This window comes from Pseudomonas mendocina, assembly GCF_900636545.1.
Classification (GTDB): domain Bacteria; phylum Pseudomonadota; class Gammaproteobacteria; order Pseudomonadales; family Pseudomonadaceae; genus Aquipseudomonas; species Aquipseudomonas mendocina.
In genome coordinates, this window is the sequence record NZ_LR134290.1 from 608,872 (window position 1) to 622,513 (window position 13,642).

General features: G+C 63.2%; 18 protein-coding genes. 5 read left to right on the plus strand and 13 right to left on the minus strand.

Annotation, left to right across the window (positions count from 1 at the left end; genetic code table 11):
* Positions 1-20 precede the first annotated feature (20 nt).
* A complete protein-coding gene (locus EL191_RS02815) occupies positions 21-458 on the minus strand; it encodes a hypothetical protein (protein WP_017360544.1) in 438 nt (145 codons plus the stop codon).
* Positions 459-535: 77 nt separating this feature from the next.
* Here EL191_RS02815 and pip point away from each other — a divergent pair, with 77 nt between their 5' ends.
* Both pip and dtd read left to right on the plus strand, forming a co-directional pair.
* Positions 536-1,507, plus strand: a complete 972-nt coding sequence (gene pip, locus EL191_RS02820) for a prolyl aminopeptidase (protein ID WP_041976327.1) — start codon at positions 536-538, stop codon at positions 1,505-1,507.
* Positions 1,504-1,941 (plus strand): D-aminoacyl-tRNA deacylase, encoded by a 438-nt coding sequence (gene dtd, locus EL191_RS02825; RefSeq protein WP_017360542.1) that lies wholly within the window; start codon positions 1,504-1,506, stop codon positions 1,939-1,941. Before pip ends, dtd begins: the two co-directional genes overlap by 4 nt.
* A 207-nt stretch (positions 1,942-2,148) precedes the next feature.
* On the opposite strand, the gene EL191_RS02830 is transcribed toward dtd, so the two are convergent.
* The 9 genes from EL191_RS02830 to ubiE form a co-directional block, all read right to left on the minus strand.
* Entirely contained in the window at positions 2,149-2,859 is a 711-nt protein-coding gene (locus EL191_RS02830) for a 16S rRNA (uracil(1498)-N(3))-methyltransferase (RefSeq protein ID WP_041976330.1), read from the minus strand.
* Entirely contained in the window at positions 2,856-3,650 is a 795-nt protein-coding gene (gene tatC, locus EL191_RS02835; RefSeq protein WP_013713702.1) for a twin-arginine translocase subunit TatC, read from the minus strand. Before tatC ends, EL191_RS02830 begins: the two co-directional genes overlap by 4 nt.
* Positions 3,647-3,985 (minus strand): Sec-independent protein translocase protein TatB, encoded by a 339-nt coding sequence (gene tatB, locus EL191_RS02840; protein ID WP_017360540.1) that lies wholly within the window; start codon positions 3,983-3,985, stop codon positions 3,647-3,649. The genes tatC and tatB overlap by 4 nt, the downstream gene beginning before the upstream one ends.
* Before the next feature lie 3 nt (positions 3,986-3,988).
* Positions 3,989-4,222 carry a twin-arginine translocase TatA/TatE family subunit gene (gene tatA, locus EL191_RS02845; RefSeq protein ID WP_013713704.1) on the minus strand — a complete coding sequence of 78 codons (234 nt, stop codon included), beginning with the start codon at positions 4,220-4,222 and terminating at the stop codon, positions 3,989-3,991.
* Between the two features lie 22 nt (positions 4,223-4,244).
* Positions 4,245-4,580: a phosphoribosyl-ATP diphosphatase gene (locus EL191_RS02850; RefSeq protein ID WP_013713705.1), complete on the minus strand. Its 336-nt coding sequence runs from the start codon at positions 4,578-4,580 to the stop codon at positions 4,245-4,247.
* On the minus strand, positions 4,573-4,971 hold the full coding sequence (gene hisI, locus EL191_RS02855) for a phosphoribosyl-AMP cyclohydrolase (protein WP_017360538.1): 399 nt from the start codon (positions 4,969-4,971) through the stop codon (positions 4,573-4,575). The genes EL191_RS02850 and hisI overlap by 8 nt, the downstream gene beginning before the upstream one ends.
* Before the next feature lie 70 nt (positions 4,972-5,041).
* Complete coding sequence (ubiB, locus tag EL191_RS02860; protein WP_013713707.1) at positions 5,042-6,628, minus strand: ubiquinone biosynthesis regulatory protein kinase UbiB; 1,587 nt, start codon at positions 6,626-6,628, stop codon at positions 5,042-5,044.
* Positions 6,625-7,242 (minus strand): ubiquinone biosynthesis accessory factor UbiJ, encoded by a 618-nt coding sequence (locus tag EL191_RS02865; RefSeq protein ID WP_041976334.1) that lies wholly within the window; start codon positions 7,240-7,242, stop codon positions 6,625-6,627. The genes ubiB and EL191_RS02865 overlap by 4 nt, the downstream gene beginning before the upstream one ends.
* Entirely contained in the window at positions 7,242-8,012 is a 771-nt protein-coding gene (gene ubiE, locus EL191_RS02870; protein ID WP_013713709.1) for a bifunctional demethylmenaquinone methyltransferase/2-methoxy-6-polyprenyl-1,4-benzoquinol methylase UbiE, read from the minus strand. Before ubiE ends, EL191_RS02865 begins: the two co-directional genes overlap by 1 nt.
* A 147-nt stretch (positions 8,013-8,159) precedes the next feature.
* Between ubiE and EL191_RS02875 the strand changes: the two genes are divergently transcribed.
* From EL191_RS02875 to EL191_RS02885, 3 genes are all read left to right on the plus strand, one after another.
* Positions 8,160-8,435, plus strand: a complete 276-nt coding sequence (locus EL191_RS02875) for a polyhydroxyalkanoic acid system family protein (protein WP_013713710.1) — start codon at positions 8,160-8,162, stop codon at positions 8,433-8,435.
* 206 nt (positions 8,436-8,641) lie between these two features.
* Complete coding sequence (locus EL191_RS02880) at positions 8,642-9,088, plus strand: phasin family protein (protein WP_013713711.1); 447 nt, start codon at positions 8,642-8,644, stop codon at positions 9,086-9,088.
* Positions 9,089-9,098: 10 nt separating this feature from the next.
* Entirely contained in the window at positions 9,099-9,998 is a 900-nt protein-coding gene (locus tag EL191_RS02885) for a phasin family protein (RefSeq protein ID WP_041976336.1), read from the plus strand.
* Positions 9,999-10,081: 83 nt separating this feature from the next.
* Here the strand turns inward: EL191_RS02885 and EL191_RS02890 are convergent, their stop codons facing one another.
* The 3 genes from EL191_RS02890 to phaZ form a co-directional block, all read right to left on the minus strand.
* On the minus strand, positions 10,082-10,696 hold the full coding sequence (locus EL191_RS02890; protein WP_041976339.1) for a TetR/AcrR family transcriptional regulator: 615 nt from the start codon (positions 10,694-10,696) through the stop codon (positions 10,082-10,084).
* A 70-nt stretch (positions 10,697-10,766) separates the two neighbouring features.
* The gene (gene phaC, locus EL191_RS02895; RefSeq protein WP_041976342.1) at positions 10,767-12,449 is read right to left on the minus strand and encodes a class II poly(R)-hydroxyalkanoic acid synthase; all 1,683 of its coding nucleotides are present in this window, start codon (positions 12,447-12,449) and stop codon (positions 10,767-10,769) included.
* 204 nt (positions 12,450-12,653) lie between these two features.
* Entirely contained in the window at positions 12,654-13,511 is an 858-nt protein-coding gene (gene phaZ / locus EL191_RS02900; protein ID WP_013713715.1) for a poly(3-hydroxyalkanoate) depolymerase, read from the minus strand.
* Positions 13,512-13,642 lie beyond the last annotated feature (131 nt).

Consider the following 13,642-nt stretch of genomic DNA (forward strand, 5'->3'; position numbering starts at 1 on the left):
ATCGCATCCGGGCTACGCCGTCACTCCCAATCCAGGCGGGCGAGCTTCCATTCGCTACCGTCGAGCCACCACTCCAGTTTCACCGAATAGTGCCGTGCACTATCGGGAATCAACCCTTCGGCACCGCTCAGGCCCACTTGAGCCTCGGTGTAGCCCTTGCTGCTGATCGCCGAGTCGATCCAGCTGTTCTTACCCAGGGCGAGCACCTTGATGTTCTTGTGGCGCAGGAACAGTAGGGTCATGGTGCGCTTGGCCCATTCGCGGTCAAGCTCCTGGCGGGCCAGGAAATCATCATGCAACTGGTCCATCACCGCGCTGGTGCTCTTGGCTTCGATATTGTCCTGCAACTGCTGTACGGCAGCTTCCAGTGCAGCCTGCGGGTCGTCACGACCACCGCAGCCGACGAGCAGGAGGGTGAGGGAAACAAACAGCGACCAGGATAGATGACGCATCGACATGCTGAACTTCCTTTTCATGGTTATGATGCCGGGCAGAGCGGACACGGCAGTTGTAGCCCATCGAACAGGAGCCAACCATGCAGACTTTGTATCCGGAGATCAAACCCTACGCACGCCATGAGCTGGCGGTCGAGGCGCCGCACATGCTGTACGTCGACGAGAGCGGTTCGGCGGATGGGTTGCCGGTATTGTTCATTCATGGTGGCCCAGGAGCCGGCTGTGATTCTGCCAGTCGCCGCTATTTCGATCCTGCACTATATCGCATCGTTACCTTCGACCAGCGCGGCTGTGGCCGTTCCACACCTCACGCAAGCCTGGAGAACAACACCACCCAGGCGCTGATCGGCGATATCGAGCGTATACGCGAGCACCTGGGGATCGACAGGTTCGTACTGTTCGGCGGCTCCTGGGGTTCCACCCTGGCGTTGGCATACGCGCAAGCACATCCACAGCGCGTGCACGGGCTGATTCTGCGCGGCATCTTCCTGTGCCGGCCTCAGGAGTTCAGCTGGTTCTATCAGGAAGGCGCCAGCCGCCTGTTCCCCGATTACTGGGAGGACTATGTCGCGCCGATTCCGCCAGAGGAGCGCGGCGACCTGATGCAGGCCTTCTACAAGCGCCTGACCGGTACCGATCAGATCGCCCAGATGCATGCAGCCAAGGCCTGGTCGACCTGGGAGGGGCGCACCGCCACGTTGCGCCCGAACACCCAGGTGGTGGAGCGCTTCAGCGATGCACATCGTGCGCTGTCAATCGCCCGGATCGAGTGTCACTACTTCGTCAACGATGCCTTTCTCGAACCGAACCAACTGCTCCGCGACATGGCGAAGATCGCCCACCTGCCGGGCATCATCGTGCATGGTCGCTACGACGCCATCTGTCCGCTGGACAACGCCTGGGCGCTGCATCAGGCCTGGCCCAACAGTGAATTGCAGATCATCCGTGACGCCGGCCACTCGGCTGCGGAGCCTGGTATCACCGATGCACTGATCCGGGCCGCTGAGCAGATGGCCCGCCGCCTGCTCGATCTGCCGCCGGAGGATGCTTGAAGCTGCTGATCCAGCGCGTCAGTGAGGCGCGGGTGGAGGTGGAGGGGGAAGTGGTCGGCCGCATCGATCAGGGCCTGCTGGCGCTGGTCGGCATCGAGCCGCAGGACGATCAGGCCAGTCTGTCGCGCGCACTGCACAAGCTGCTGAACTACCGCGTGTTCAGCGATGAAGCGGGCAAGATGAATCGCTCGCTGACGGATGTGCAGGGCGGACTGTTGCTGGTCTCGCAGTTCACATTGGCGGCTGACACCAAGAGCGGTATGCGCCCCAGCTTCTCCAGCGCTGCACCGCCGGCGCAAGGTGCAGCTCTGTTCGACGGCTTGGTCGAACTGGCCAAGGCCCAGCACCCGCAGGTCGCTACCGGACGCTTCGGCGCCAATATGCAGGTGCATCTGGTCAACGATGGGCCGGTGACATTTCTGCTCGAGGTGTGAGCCTGGCGTTGAGGGACCTTCACAGCTTTCGCGGCTAAAGCCCCTCCCACAAGAGTGTGGATGCGCTGGCAAAAGCAGGCATGTCACCTCCCTGTGGGAGGGGCTTCAGCCGCGACTGCAATCAGCGCTGTGCATCGGGTGGACAATGCGAAACTTGTCCACCGCCCGTAGGGTGCGTCGCGCGCTTCAGCGGTTCAAAGAACGCGATTAGAACAACCTGGCCAGCAATGCCGGCACCGCCGTCTCCACCCGCAAGATGCGCTCGCCGAGTTGCACCGGCTGTAGGCCTGCGGCTTCACGCAGCAGCTCGACTTCGTAGGGAATCCAGCCACCTTCCGGGCCGATGGCCAAGGTCACTGGCTCCTGCACTGCACGCGGGCAGGCTGGGTGATCACCGGGATGGCCGGTCAGGCCAAGCGTGCCGGCTGCCAACGCCGGCAGGCGGTCCTCGACGAAGGGCTTGAAGCGTTTCTCGATGCTCACCTCAGGCAGCGCCGTGTCACGCGCCTGTTCCAGACCTAGGATCAGCTGTTCGCGAATGGCCTCTGCCTCGAGAAATGGCGTCTGCCAGAAGCTCTTCTCCACGCGATAGCTGTTGACCAGCACCAGGCGTGGTACGCCCATGGCGCTGACCGTCTGCAGCACGCGCTTGAGCATCTTCGGGCGGGGCAGGGCGAGGATCAGCGTCAGCGGCAGCTTGGCCGGTGGAGGTTGGTCGAGGTTGACCTGCAGCTCTGCCTGTCCGGCATCCAGCGCGATCAGTCGACCTTCGCCCATCATCCCGCCAAGGCGGCCGACGCGCAGACGATCACCCGCTTCGGCGCGATGCACTTCATGTAGGTGCTTCAGGCGCCTGCCAGTGAGGCGGACCCAATCGACGTCGACGAAGTCGGCGTCTTCCAGCAGCAGCAGATTCACGACAGTGGTGCGGGGGGCTGATCTTCGGGCTTGGCGTCTTCCTCGGCCTGTTCCTCGTCGCGTTTGCGCTTGACCAGTGCGCCTGCCAGCAGGCCGCTTTCGAACAGCAGCCACATCGGCACGGCCAGCAGCGTCTGCGAGAACACGTCCGGCGGCGTCAGCACCATGCCGACCACGAAGCAGCCAACGATCACATAGGGGCGGCTCTTGCGCAGCGTGGCGACGTCGATCAAGCCGACCCAGATCACCAGGAAGGTGGCGATGGGGATCTCGAAGGCCACGCCGAAAGCGAAGAACAGGGTCAGGACGAAGTCCAAGTACTGGCCGATGTCGGTCATCATCGCCACCCCTTGCGGGGTCACGCTGGCGAAGAAGCCGAACATGATCGGGAACACCACGAAGTAGGCGAAGGCCATGCCGGCGTAGAACAGGAAGATGCTGGAGATCAGCAGCGGCACAGCGATGCGTCGCTCGTGGGTGTACAACCCCGGTGCGATGAAGCCCCAGGCCTGGTGCAGGATCACCGGCATGCCGAGGAACAGCGCGCACATCAGGGTCAGCTTGAAGGGCGTGAGGAAGGGCGAAGCGACGCCAGTGGCGATCATCGTCGCGCCTTCCGGCAGGTAGGCACGTAGCGGCGCTGCGACCAGGGCGTAGATGTCCTGCGCGAAGTAGAACAACCCGGCGAAGATCAGCAGGATGATCACGACGCAGCGCAACAGGCGTGTGCGTAGCTCGGTCAGGTGCGAGACCAGGGGCATTTCCTGGTCGGCGTCCGGCAGTTTGCTCATGGCTGGGGATTCTTGTCCTGGGCGGCGGGCTGCGTGGTTTCGGCGCTCTTGCTCGCCTCGCTACCCGGTTTGAGGTTGGCGGTGTCGAGGATGTCCTGCTTCATCGCCTTCATTTCCCGCTCCAGCTCGAGAATCCGCTCGTTGTGCAACTGGCGGCGGATCTCGTCGGCGCCGATTTCGCGCTCCACCTCGGCCTTGATCGAGTTGAAGCTGCGCTTGATCCGGCCGACCCACAGGCCGGCCGTGCGTACGGCACCGGGCAGGCGCTCGGGACCGAGCACCACCAGGGCCACCAGACCGACCAGCAGCAGTTCGCTGAAACCGATGTCGAACATGGCTTAGTCTTTCTTCGCCGGCTCTTCGACCTTGCGTGCCTGGGCGTCGATGGTCTGCCCCTTGGGCTCCTCAACGGCCGGTTTTTCGGCTTCGCCGTTGTCCATCGATTTGCGGAAGCCCTTGATCGCGTCACCCAGGTCCGAGCCCAGATTCTTCAGGCGCTTGGTGCCGAAAAGCATGACCACGATGAGCAGGATGATCAGGAGTTGCCAGATGCTGATGCCGCCGAAACCCATGATGAGTTCTCCGTTGTGAAAGTTATTCGGATTGCGGTCGCGCGGCTTTTTCCGCGTGGCCGGAGAGACCGAAACGGCGATCCAGTTCATCCAGCACGGCCTGAGGATGCTGGCCAAGGGCGGCGAGCATGACCAGGCTGTGGAACCACAGATCGGCGGTTTCGTAGATCAGGTCCTTGCAGTCACCGCTGGTGGCGGCGTCCTTGGCGGCGAGGATGGTTTCCACCGATTCCTCACCGACCTTTTCCAGAATCTTGTTCAGGCCCTTGTGATACAGGCTGGCGACGTAGGAGCTGTCGGGTGCCGCACCCTTGCGCGCTTCCAGTACTTCGGCCAGTCGGCTCAGGGTGTCACTCATGGCTATGTCCTGCATAGATGGCGTGCGGATCTTTCAGCACGGCGTCGACGGTTTTCCAGCTGCCATTCTCGTATACGCGGTAGAAGCAGCTCTCACGTCCGGTATGGCAGGCGATGCCGCCCAGTTGCTCGACCATCAGCACGATGACGTCGGCGTCGCAGTCGAGGCGCAGCTCGTGCAGCTTCTGGACATGGCCGGATTCCTCGCCCTTGCGCCACAGTTTGCCGCGCGATCGCGACCAGTAGATGGCGCGCTGTTCGCTGACGGTGAGGGCGAGGGATTCACGGTTCATCCAAGCCATCATCAGGATGCGGCCGGTCTGGTGGTCCTGGGCGATGGCCGGCACCAGGCCGTCTTCGTTCCAGTGGATTTCGTCGAGCCAATCGTTCATCGGTGTTCCAAGTCTGCCGGGGCTGCCGGACTGTCAATTCGCCAAGTGTGCCAGTGCCGTGGCTAGCTGGCTATCGGCGCAGCACCAGATAGAGTCCGCCACCGACCATCAGCCAGGCGGGCCAGGCGGCCAGCAGCGGTGCCAGGCCTTGAAGGGTGCCGGCGCCGATCAGTGCAGCGCCGAGCAGGCGCAGCGGCCATTGGTCGCGGTTGGGGCGCTGTTCTTCCCGTTGCTGCGATCTCTGCAGGCGTTCCAGGGTATCGCGGGCGATCTGCGACAGGTGCGGCACTTGCTCGGCCTGTTGCTGCAGGTTGCGTAGCAGGTGCAGCGGGCTGATGCGCTCGCGCATCCACCGTTCGAGGTAGGGCTGGGCAGTGCTCCACAGGTCCAGATCCGGATACAGCTGGCGGCCCAGGCCTTCGATATTGAGCAGGGTCTTCTGCAGCAGTACCAGCTGCGGCTGCACTTCCATGTTGAAGCGACGCGCGGTCTGGAACAGGCGCAGCAGCAACTGGCCGAAAGAGATGTCCTTCAGCGGCTTTTCGAAAATAGGCTCGCACACGGTGCGGATGGCCGCCTCGAATTCGTTGACCTTGGTTTCTGCCGGTACCCAACCCGAGTCGATGTGCAACTGCGCGACCTTGCGGTAGTCACGCTTGAAGAAGGCCAGCAGGTTGCGCGCCAGGTAGTTCTGATCCTCGTCGGTGAGGCTGCCGACGATGCCGCAGTCGATGGCGATGTACTGCGGGCTCCAGGGTGTGCGGGTGCTGACGAAGATGTTGCCGGGGTGCATGTCGGCGTGGAAGAAGCTGTCGCGGAACACCTGAGTGAAGAAGATTTCCACGCCACGCTCGGCCAGTAGCTTCATGTCGGTGCGCTGGTCGGCCAGGGTGGCCAGGTCGGTCACCGGAATGCCATAGATGCGCTCCATCACCAACACCTGAGGGCGGCACAGGTCCCAGTACACCTGCGGCACGTAGAGCAGTGGCGATCCTTCGAAGTTGCGCCGCAGCTGGCTGGCGTTGGCCGCCTCGCGCAGTAGGTCGAGTTCGTCGTAGATGGTCTTCTCGTAGTCGCCGACCACTTCTACGGGATGCAGGCGGCGAGCGTCGGCCGAGGCCTTCTCAGCGATGCGGGCGATCAGGAACAGCCAGGCCAGGTCCTGGCGGATCACCGGCTTGAGGCCAGGGCGTACGACCTTGACCACCACTTCCTCGCCGGTCTTGAGCTGCGCGGCGTGTACCTGTGCTACCGAGGCCGAGGCCAGCGGCTGGCTATCGAAGCGGGCGAACACCTCGCTCACCGGCGCGCCCAGCTGGCGCTCGATCAGGGCGATGGCCTGATCCTCCGGGAACGGCGGTACGCGATCCTGCAGGTGCGCCAGCTCGTCGGCGATGTCCGGAGGCAGTAGATCGCGACGGGTGGACAGCAACTGGCCGAACTTGATGAAGATCGGCCCCAGGTCCTCCAGCGCCAGGCGCAGGCGTGCGCCACGCGACAGCGCCAGCGGCTTGCGTGGCAGCCAGCGCCAGGGCAGCAGGCAGGACAGGGTGCGCAGCCAGAATGGCAGCGGCAGCTCGAAGAGCATCTCGTCCAGTTGATAGCGAATCACTACGCGCTGGATGCGCAGCAGACGGCGAACGGCAAGCAGCTTCATGCGTCGGGCTTATTGGCAGAAGTGAGGCGCTCGATGCGTGCTTCCAGGCGGTCGAGGGCGAGTTTGAGTTGGTCCAGCTCGGCGAAGCGCACATCGGCTTCGCGCTGTCCCACCAGGGTTCGTGATTCTTCGGCCAGGTAGTCGGCCAGGTCTTGCTTGAGGCTGGCGGCGCCGTTGCTGGCCAGGTTCACCCGGCTGCGCAAATGGCCGGCGAGCAGGGTAGTGGCTACCGGGCCGAGCCAGCGCGAAATTTCGTATTCCCAGTCCAGCTCGAGATCCTGCAGGACGCCAGCCAGTTGCAGCAGTACGGCGCTGTCGCCATCGAGCGATACTTCCGGGCGATGCAGCACGGCGGTCTTCTCGCGGCTCAGCGCCAGGCGTGCCAGGCTGGCAGCCGGTGCGGTGAGGGTGCAGTCGGCCGGGGCGTGCCACTGCGAAGCCAGTTGCAGGCCGTCGCCGCTGGGCAGGATGAACAGCTCCATTGCCGGGCTCTGGCAGTGCACGGCGATAACCTTGCCGCTGAGTGCCTGGAGACGTGGCAGTGCCGTGCCATCGAGGCGCAGGACGCGATTGAGGCCCGTCTCGACGCCAGCCAGCAAACCCGTGATCAGCATTAAGGCTTTATGCCTCTGTGCAGGGCGACGATGCCGCCGGTCATGTTGTGGTAGGTCACGCGCTCGAAACCAGCGTCGACCATCATCGCCTTGAGAGTTTCCTGATCCGGGTGCATGCGGATCGACTCGGCGAGGTAGCGGTAGCTGTCCGAGTCATTGGTGATCAGCTTGCCGGCCAGCGGCATGAAGCTGAACGAGTAGGTGTCGTAGGCCTTGGCCAGCAGCGGGTTGCCTGGTTTGGAGAACTCCAGCACCAGCAGTCGCCCGCCCGGCTTGAGCACGCGCAACATGGAGCGCAGGGCATCTTCCTTGTGCGTTACGTTGCGCAGGCCGAAGGCGATGGTGACCACGTCGAAGTGGTTGTCCGGGAAGGGCAGCTTCTCGGCGTCGGCCTGGACGAACTGCACGTTGCCGGCCACGCCCTTGTCCAGCAGGCGATCACGACCGACCTTGAGCATGGAGTCGTTGATGTCGGCCAGCACCACTTCGCCGGTCGGACCGACCAGGCTGGAGAATTTGCGCGTCAGGTCACCGGTACCGCCGGCGATATCCAGCACGCGATTGCCCGGGCGAACACCTGACAGCTCGATGGTGAAGCGCTTCCACAGGCGGTGCAGGCCGCCGGACAGCACGTCGTTCATCAGGTCGTACTTGGCCGCCACGGAGTGGAAGACTTCGGCTACCTTCTCCGCCTTCTGGCTTTCCGGCACGTCCTGGAAACCGAAGTGGGTGGTGGGTTCCTGCTCCTGGGCCTTGCGTGGATCGCTCATGTCGCTCTCACCGGATAGAAAACCGCCCCATTCTAAAGCTGCATGCAGTCTTTGTCTTGCTCGGGTGCCCGGCCGTGCAGCGGGCTGGTAGAGTGATGTGACCTCATGCCGCAGCCTTGCGGCGCGCTGCCAGTTCAAGGAGTTGCCATGTCCCGCATTCGTGTCGAACGATCCCATTCCCTCGGTCGCGAGGGCGCCCGTGAAAAGGCCGAGCGGCTGGCCGAACGTCTGGCCAGCGAGTACGACGTGCGCTATCGCTGGAACGGCGACACCCTGGAGTTCAAGCGCAGCGGCGCCGACGGCAGCATCGCAGTCGGTGAAGATACCGTGCGTGTGGAGCTCAAGCTCGGGCTGCTGCTGTCGCCCATGGGCGGCATGATCCAGCGCGAGATCGAGCAGGTGTTGGACAAATCTTTGGCGTAGAAGCAGCTTCAAGCGGCAAGCCACTAGCTTCAAGTAAGGGCAGAAGCGATACGGAGTGGTTGATAGGCTTCGGGCGGGCTTGCAACTTGCGGCTTGAAGCTTGCCGCTGCTCCTAGTATGTGATTTCTAATTTTTCTCCCTAGGGTGTACCCAAGCCTGCATTCCGTGGGCGTTTCCGCTAACTGTCAAAGCGCGTGAGGTGCACCATGTCGAAAGTCGCCGTGAAGAAAAAAGTCGAAGCCGTGGTCGAAGACAAAGCCGGTCTGTTCGACGACGTGAAGGGCTATGCCCGCAAGATCTACCTCGCTGGCCTGGGTGCGTATGCCAAGGCGGGTGCCGAGGGGGCCGAGTACTTCAAGGAGCTGGTCAAGGCCGGTGAAGGTGTCGAGAACAAAGGCAAGAAGCTGGTCGACGAGCAGGTCGAGGCCGCCAATAGTCAGATCGAATCGGTCAAACAGTCGGTCAACTCCAATGTCACCAGCGTTAAAGGCAAGGTCGAAGTTCAACTCGACAAGATCGAGAAGGCTTTCGATACTCGTGTGGCTTCCGCTCTGAACCGCATCGGCATTCCGTCCAAGCAGGATGTTGAAGCACTCTCTGCTAAGCTGGATGAGCTGAGCGCGTTGCTCGAGCATGTCGCGCGTACCAAATAAGGAGATCAGGATGGCTGTTAAGAAGAAAACCGAGAAACAGACCAGCTCCTGGATCGGCGAGGTCGAGAAATACTCGCGTCAGATCTGGTTGGCAGGCTTGGGCGCTTACTCCAAGGTCAGCAAGGACGGCACCAAGCTGTTCGATACTCTGGTCAAGGACGGCGAGAAGGCCGAGAAGCAGGCCAAGAGCGAAGTCGACAAGCAGGTTGGCGCGGTGAAAGCCGGCGTCGGCAGCAAGGTGGGTTCTGCCAAGTCCAAGGTCGACGAAGTCCGGGGCAAGGCGATCGGCAAGTGGGGCGAGCTGGAAGAAGCCTTCGACAAGCGCCTGAACAATGCCATCTCGCGCCTGGGCGTGCCCAGCCGCAATGAGGTCAAGGCATTGAACGACAAGGTCGACAGCCTGACCAAGCAGCTGGAGAAAATCACCGGTGTATCGGCCAAGTCGGTCGCCAAGCCCGCTGCCAAAGCTGCGCCCAAGCCTGCTGCCAAGGCCGCCGTCAAGCCAGCCGCGAAAGCAGCTGCCAAACCTGTTGTGAAACCGGCCGCCAAAGCTGCAGCCAAGCCGGCAGCGAAACCAGCCGCTGCTAAGGCTGCCGCGAAACCTGCAGCTGCAAAGCCAGCCGCTAAACCTGCTGCCAAACCCGCAGCTAAGCCGGCAGCCAAGGCCGCAGCGAAACCCGCTGCCAAGCCAGCCGCTGCAGCCAAGCCTGCGACCGCCGCCAAGCCGGCAGTGGCCAAACCAGCCGCGAAACCCGCTGCAGCGAAGAAACCGGCGGCGAAAAAGCCAGCTGCGCCTAAGGCCGCTGCACCGAAGCCGGCAGCACCGGCTCCGGCCCCGACGGCCGCTGCGACCCCGGCAGCTGCACCGGCTCCGGCAGCTACTCCGGCAACTCCCGCCGCCTCGTCCTGAGTTTCGCGGGAACAAAAACGCCCGGCCTGGTGCCGGGCGTTTTCATTTCAGGCCATAAGTGGCCGAGCAACTGCGGATGTGCGTCAGGCTTCCAGATAACGCTGTGCCAGGTGTTCGACGGTGCCGCGTGATGGCTGGTTCAGGTGCGGCGCGACCAGCATCATGATCTGGTACACCACCAGGCGGACTTCTCCGTCCTGATCGAGGATGCGCTGATAGTCGAGGGAGAACAGCAGGGTCAGGGTGATCTGCTCGACCAGTTGGCCGAGTGCCTGGGTGCAGCTGTTGAGTTGACCGTCCGCCATCAGGCGGGCGAGCAGAGCGGCCAGGGTGCGCTTCAGCGCGTTCAGCCAGTGGCGAATGCCCCGCGCCAGTTTCGGCAGGCGTCCTGCCAGGTTGGACATGTCCTGAAAGAGAAAGCGGTACTGCGACAGGCGTTCGACGATCAGGTGCAGGAACAGCCAGTAGTCCTCGACATCCAGTTCGGCCTCGGCAGGTGGGTTGAGTAGCGGTGCCATCTCGCTCTGGAAACGCTCGAAAAGCTCCAGCACCAGCGGTTCCTTGCCGTGGAAGTGGTAGTAGAGATTGCCCGGGCTGATCTCCAGTTCGTTGGCGATTTCCAGCGTGGAGACGTTGGGCTCGCCCTGCTCGTTGAACAGCTGCAGGGCGGCTTGCAGAATGCGTTCGCGGGTTTTCATCCTTGGCTTCTTGTTCGATTGGGCGCGAAGAGCTGACGATAACCGGCCGCTGCGCTGCCGGCCATCGCTTTCAGCGGATATGCACGTAGGTGCCCGGTGCCGCCTCCATGGCCGGATGGTTCTGGTTACCCAGCGCCATCACAGTTTCCCGCTGCTCGCCGGAACGCGCCTGAATCCACTCCAGCCACTGGGGCCACCAGCTGCCCTGTTGATGCTGGGCGTCGTGGTACCAGGCGCGCGGGTCGGAGGTGAGCTTGGTATTCTCGTAGTAGTTGGCCTTGGGATTGCCCGGCGGGTTGAGAATGCTCTGGATATGCCCGCTGTTGGAGAGGATGAAGCGGCGGTTGCCGCCGAGTAGCAGGGTCGAGCGATAAACCGCGTCCCAGGGCGTGATGTGATCGTTGATACCGGCCACGCTGAAGGTGTCGACGTTGACCTTGGCCAGGTCGACCGGCGTGCCGCACACCTCCAGCCCGCCGGCGCGGCTGAGCGGGTTGTGCTTGAAAAAGTCGATCAGGTCGCCATGCAGGGCCGCGGGCAGGCGGGTGTTGTCGTTGTTCCAGTAGAGGATGTCGAACGCCGGTGGCTGCTTGCCGAGCAGGTAATTGTTGATCCAGTAGTTCCAGATCAGATCGTTGGGGCGCATCCAGGCGAACACCCGGGCCATGTCGCGGCCGTCCAGCACGCCATGTTGATAGGAGCGGCGCTTGGCCGACTCCAGGGTTTCCTCGTCGGCGAAGAGCATGGCCGGGCTGTCGATCAGGCTGTCGAGCAGGCTGACCATATAGGTGGCGCTGGCAACCTTGCGTAGCTGCCTGCGCGCCTGCAGGTGGCCCTGCAGGGCCGCGATGGTCAGGCCGCCCGCGCAGGCGCCGAGCAGGTTGACGTCCTTGCCCCCGGTGATGGTGCGACAGGCGTCGACGGCTTCCTCGACGGCTTGCACGTAACTCGATAGACCCCACTCGCGATGCCGTGGATCGGGGTTGCGCCAGCTGATCATGAAGGTCTGCAGGCCGTTCTTCAGCGCGTACTGGACGAAGCTCTTGTCGTTGGACAGGTCGAATATGTAGTACTTGTTGATCTGCGGCGGCACGATCAGCAGTGGGCGCAGATACTGCTTCTCGCTCATCGGCTTGTACTGGATCAGCTCCAGCAGCTCGTTGCGAAACACCACGGCGCCGGGTGTGCAGGCCAGATTACGGCCGACCTCGAAGGCGTGCTTGCTGACCTGGCTGGGCAGGCCGTCGTTATGCAGCAGGTCGTCGAGCAGGTGGCGCAAACCCTTGAAGGCACTGCTGCCACCGGTGTTGAGCAGCTCCTTTACCGCCTGCGGATTGAGCGGGCTGTTGGACGGCGACAGGGCGTCGCTCATCAGCGAGGCGAGAAAGCGTGCGCGGGCGCGATCATCGGCCGACAGGTCACTGTCGTCGATCCACGCCGCCAGTTGTTTCTGCCACGCCAGATAGGCCTGCAGGCTACGTCGATAGAAAGGGTTGAGGTGCCAGGTCGGATCGGCGAAACGTGCATCCTGCGGGTTGACCTTGTGCAGGGTATCGCCGAGCAGCACGCGACCCAGCTGGCCGCCGAAGGCCAGCAGATGCCGGCCGCTACGTACTGGATTCTTCAGGCTCTGGGCGGCCAGCAGGCGCATGGTCGATAACAGATCGCGCCCGCGTACGCCCACTACTGCGCTTTGGGCATTCATGAAGGTGGCAGGTGCCGGCAGTGAGGCCGGGTTCGACTTGTCTCGCATGGGGCAACACTCCGTCGTCAATCCGTCTAGAGACTTTCATGGCGCGGACTGCCTGACACGCACCTTGTGCTTATGCACGTCGTGCAGCAAGCCCTGTACCAGGCGCGCGGAACGTGCATTCCAGAGCGCCGCACCGAAAAGCGAAGGGGCCGTCACCGGCCCCTTTCTCGAGCATGCAGAACATTGCGCACCATGCCGGTGCCGTCAATGCTGGCGAACCGGGGTGGGCTGCGGGTGCATCACCGCACGGTGCCGCTCCTCTTCGAGAAATTTCATGATGATCGGCGCCACCGCTTCGGCACGGGTCACCAGAAACAGGTGGCCGTCGTCGATGATGTGCAACTCAGCGTTGGGAATGCGCCAGGCGAGCAGGCGCATGTTGATCAGCGGGATCAGCGGGTCGTCGTCGCCCGCCATCACCAGGGTCGGTTGGCGAATCTTGTGCAGCCAATGGATGCTGGTCCAGCCGAGGCCGGCGAACAGTTGCCAGTAGTAGCCCATCTTGCCGCCCGAGCGCACCTTGCTCGCATGCGCCATGGCCAGCTTGGGATCGCGCCGGAAGGCGCCGCCATAGATATCGGGGGCGATGCGCACACCGTAAGACGGCTGTACGTAGCGCCGCGGGCTGGCCATGCGCCAGAGCACCTTGGGCTTGCCCGGTACCATCACCGCGCCAGCCGAGGTGGCGGCGAGAATCAGCTTCTTGCAGCGCTCGGGATAGTCATGGGCGAACTGCTGGGCCAGGGCGCCGCCCCAGGACACGCCGATGGCGTTGACCTGGCCGTAGTCGAGGTAATCGAGCATGCGTGCGGCCAGCTTGGCCAGACCGGGAAACCGGTAGGGCGTGGCCGGTGTCGATGAGCCACCGACGCCGGGGACGTCGAAGGCGATGATCTCCAGCTCCGGATCCAGGGCGGCGACGAAGGGCATCACCAATTCCAGGTTTGCACCGATGCCGTTGAAGATCAGCAGTGGCACCAGCTGGCTGTTGCCCGGCCGCACCGCGGTGCGGATGGTCTGCCCATCGAGATCGATGGTGCGGAATACGAATGGTTGCGGCATGGGCGCAGCCCCTGTGGAGTTGAGCGCTGGAGATGGCCGTCCGGGCTGCCTCCAGAGTTACCAGGATGAAAACCTGGTTAGCCACGGCCTGGCTGGCGCGTGGCGTGCGGCACTTCCCGGTGCCGCTGCGG

Bases quoted from the DNA above. Each gene is read 5' to 3' on its own strand.
- EL191_RS02815 (WP_017360544.1), bottom strand. From the start codon at position 458: ATGTCGATGCGTCATCTATCCTGGTCGCTGTTTGTTTCCCTCACCCTC.
- pip (WP_041976327.1), top strand. From the start codon at position 536: ATGCAGACTTTGTATCCGGAGATCAAACCCTACGCACGCCATGAGCTG.
- tatC (WP_013713702.1), bottom strand. From the start codon at position 3,650: ATGAGCAAACTGCCGGACGCCGACCAGGAAATGCCCCTGGTCTCGCAC.
- tatB (WP_017360540.1), bottom strand. From the start codon at position 3,985: ATGTTCGACATCGGTTTCAGCGAACTGCTGCTGGTCGGTCTGGTGGCC.
- tatA (WP_013713704.1), bottom strand. From the start codon at position 4,222: ATGGGTTTCGGCGGCATCAGCATCTGGCAACTCCTGATCATCCTGCTC.
- EL191_RS02850 (WP_013713705.1), bottom strand. From the start codon at position 4,580: ATGAGTGACACCCTGAGCCGACTGGCCGAAGTACTGGAAGCGCGCAAG.
- hisI (WP_017360538.1), bottom strand. From the start codon at position 4,971: ATGAACGATTGGCTCGACGAAATCCACTGGAACGAAGACGGCCTGGTG.
- ubiB (WP_013713707.1), bottom strand. From the start codon at position 6,628: ATGAAGCTGCTTGCCGTTCGCCGTCTGCTGCGCATCCAGCGCGTAGTG.
- EL191_RS02865 (WP_041976334.1), bottom strand. From the start codon at position 7,242: ATGCTGATCACGGGTTTGCTGGCTGGCGTCGAGACGGGCCTCAATCGC.
- ubiE (WP_013713709.1), bottom strand. From the start codon at position 8,012: ATGAGCGATCCACGCAAGGCCCAGGAGCAGGAACCCACCACCCACTTC.
- EL191_RS02875 (WP_013713710.1), top strand. From the start codon at position 8,160: ATGTCCCGCATTCGTGTCGAACGATCCCATTCCCTCGGTCGCGAGGGC.
- EL191_RS02880 (WP_013713711.1), top strand. From the start codon at position 8,642: ATGTCGAAAGTCGCCGTGAAGAAAAAAGTCGAAGCCGTGGTCGAAGAC.
- EL191_RS02885 (WP_041976336.1), top strand. From the start codon at position 9,099: ATGGCTGTTAAGAAGAAAACCGAGAAACAGACCAGCTCCTGGATCGGC.
- EL191_RS02890 (WP_041976339.1), bottom strand. From the start codon at position 10,696: ATGAAAACCCGCGAACGCATTCTGCAAGCCGCCCTGCAGCTGTTCAAC.
- phaC (WP_041976342.1), bottom strand. From the start codon at position 12,449: ATGCGAGACAAGTCGAACCCGGCCTCACTGCCGGCACCTGCCACCTTC.
- phaZ (WP_013713715.1), bottom strand. From the start codon at position 13,511: ATGCCGCAACCATTCGTATTCCGCACCATCGATCTCGATGGGCAGACC.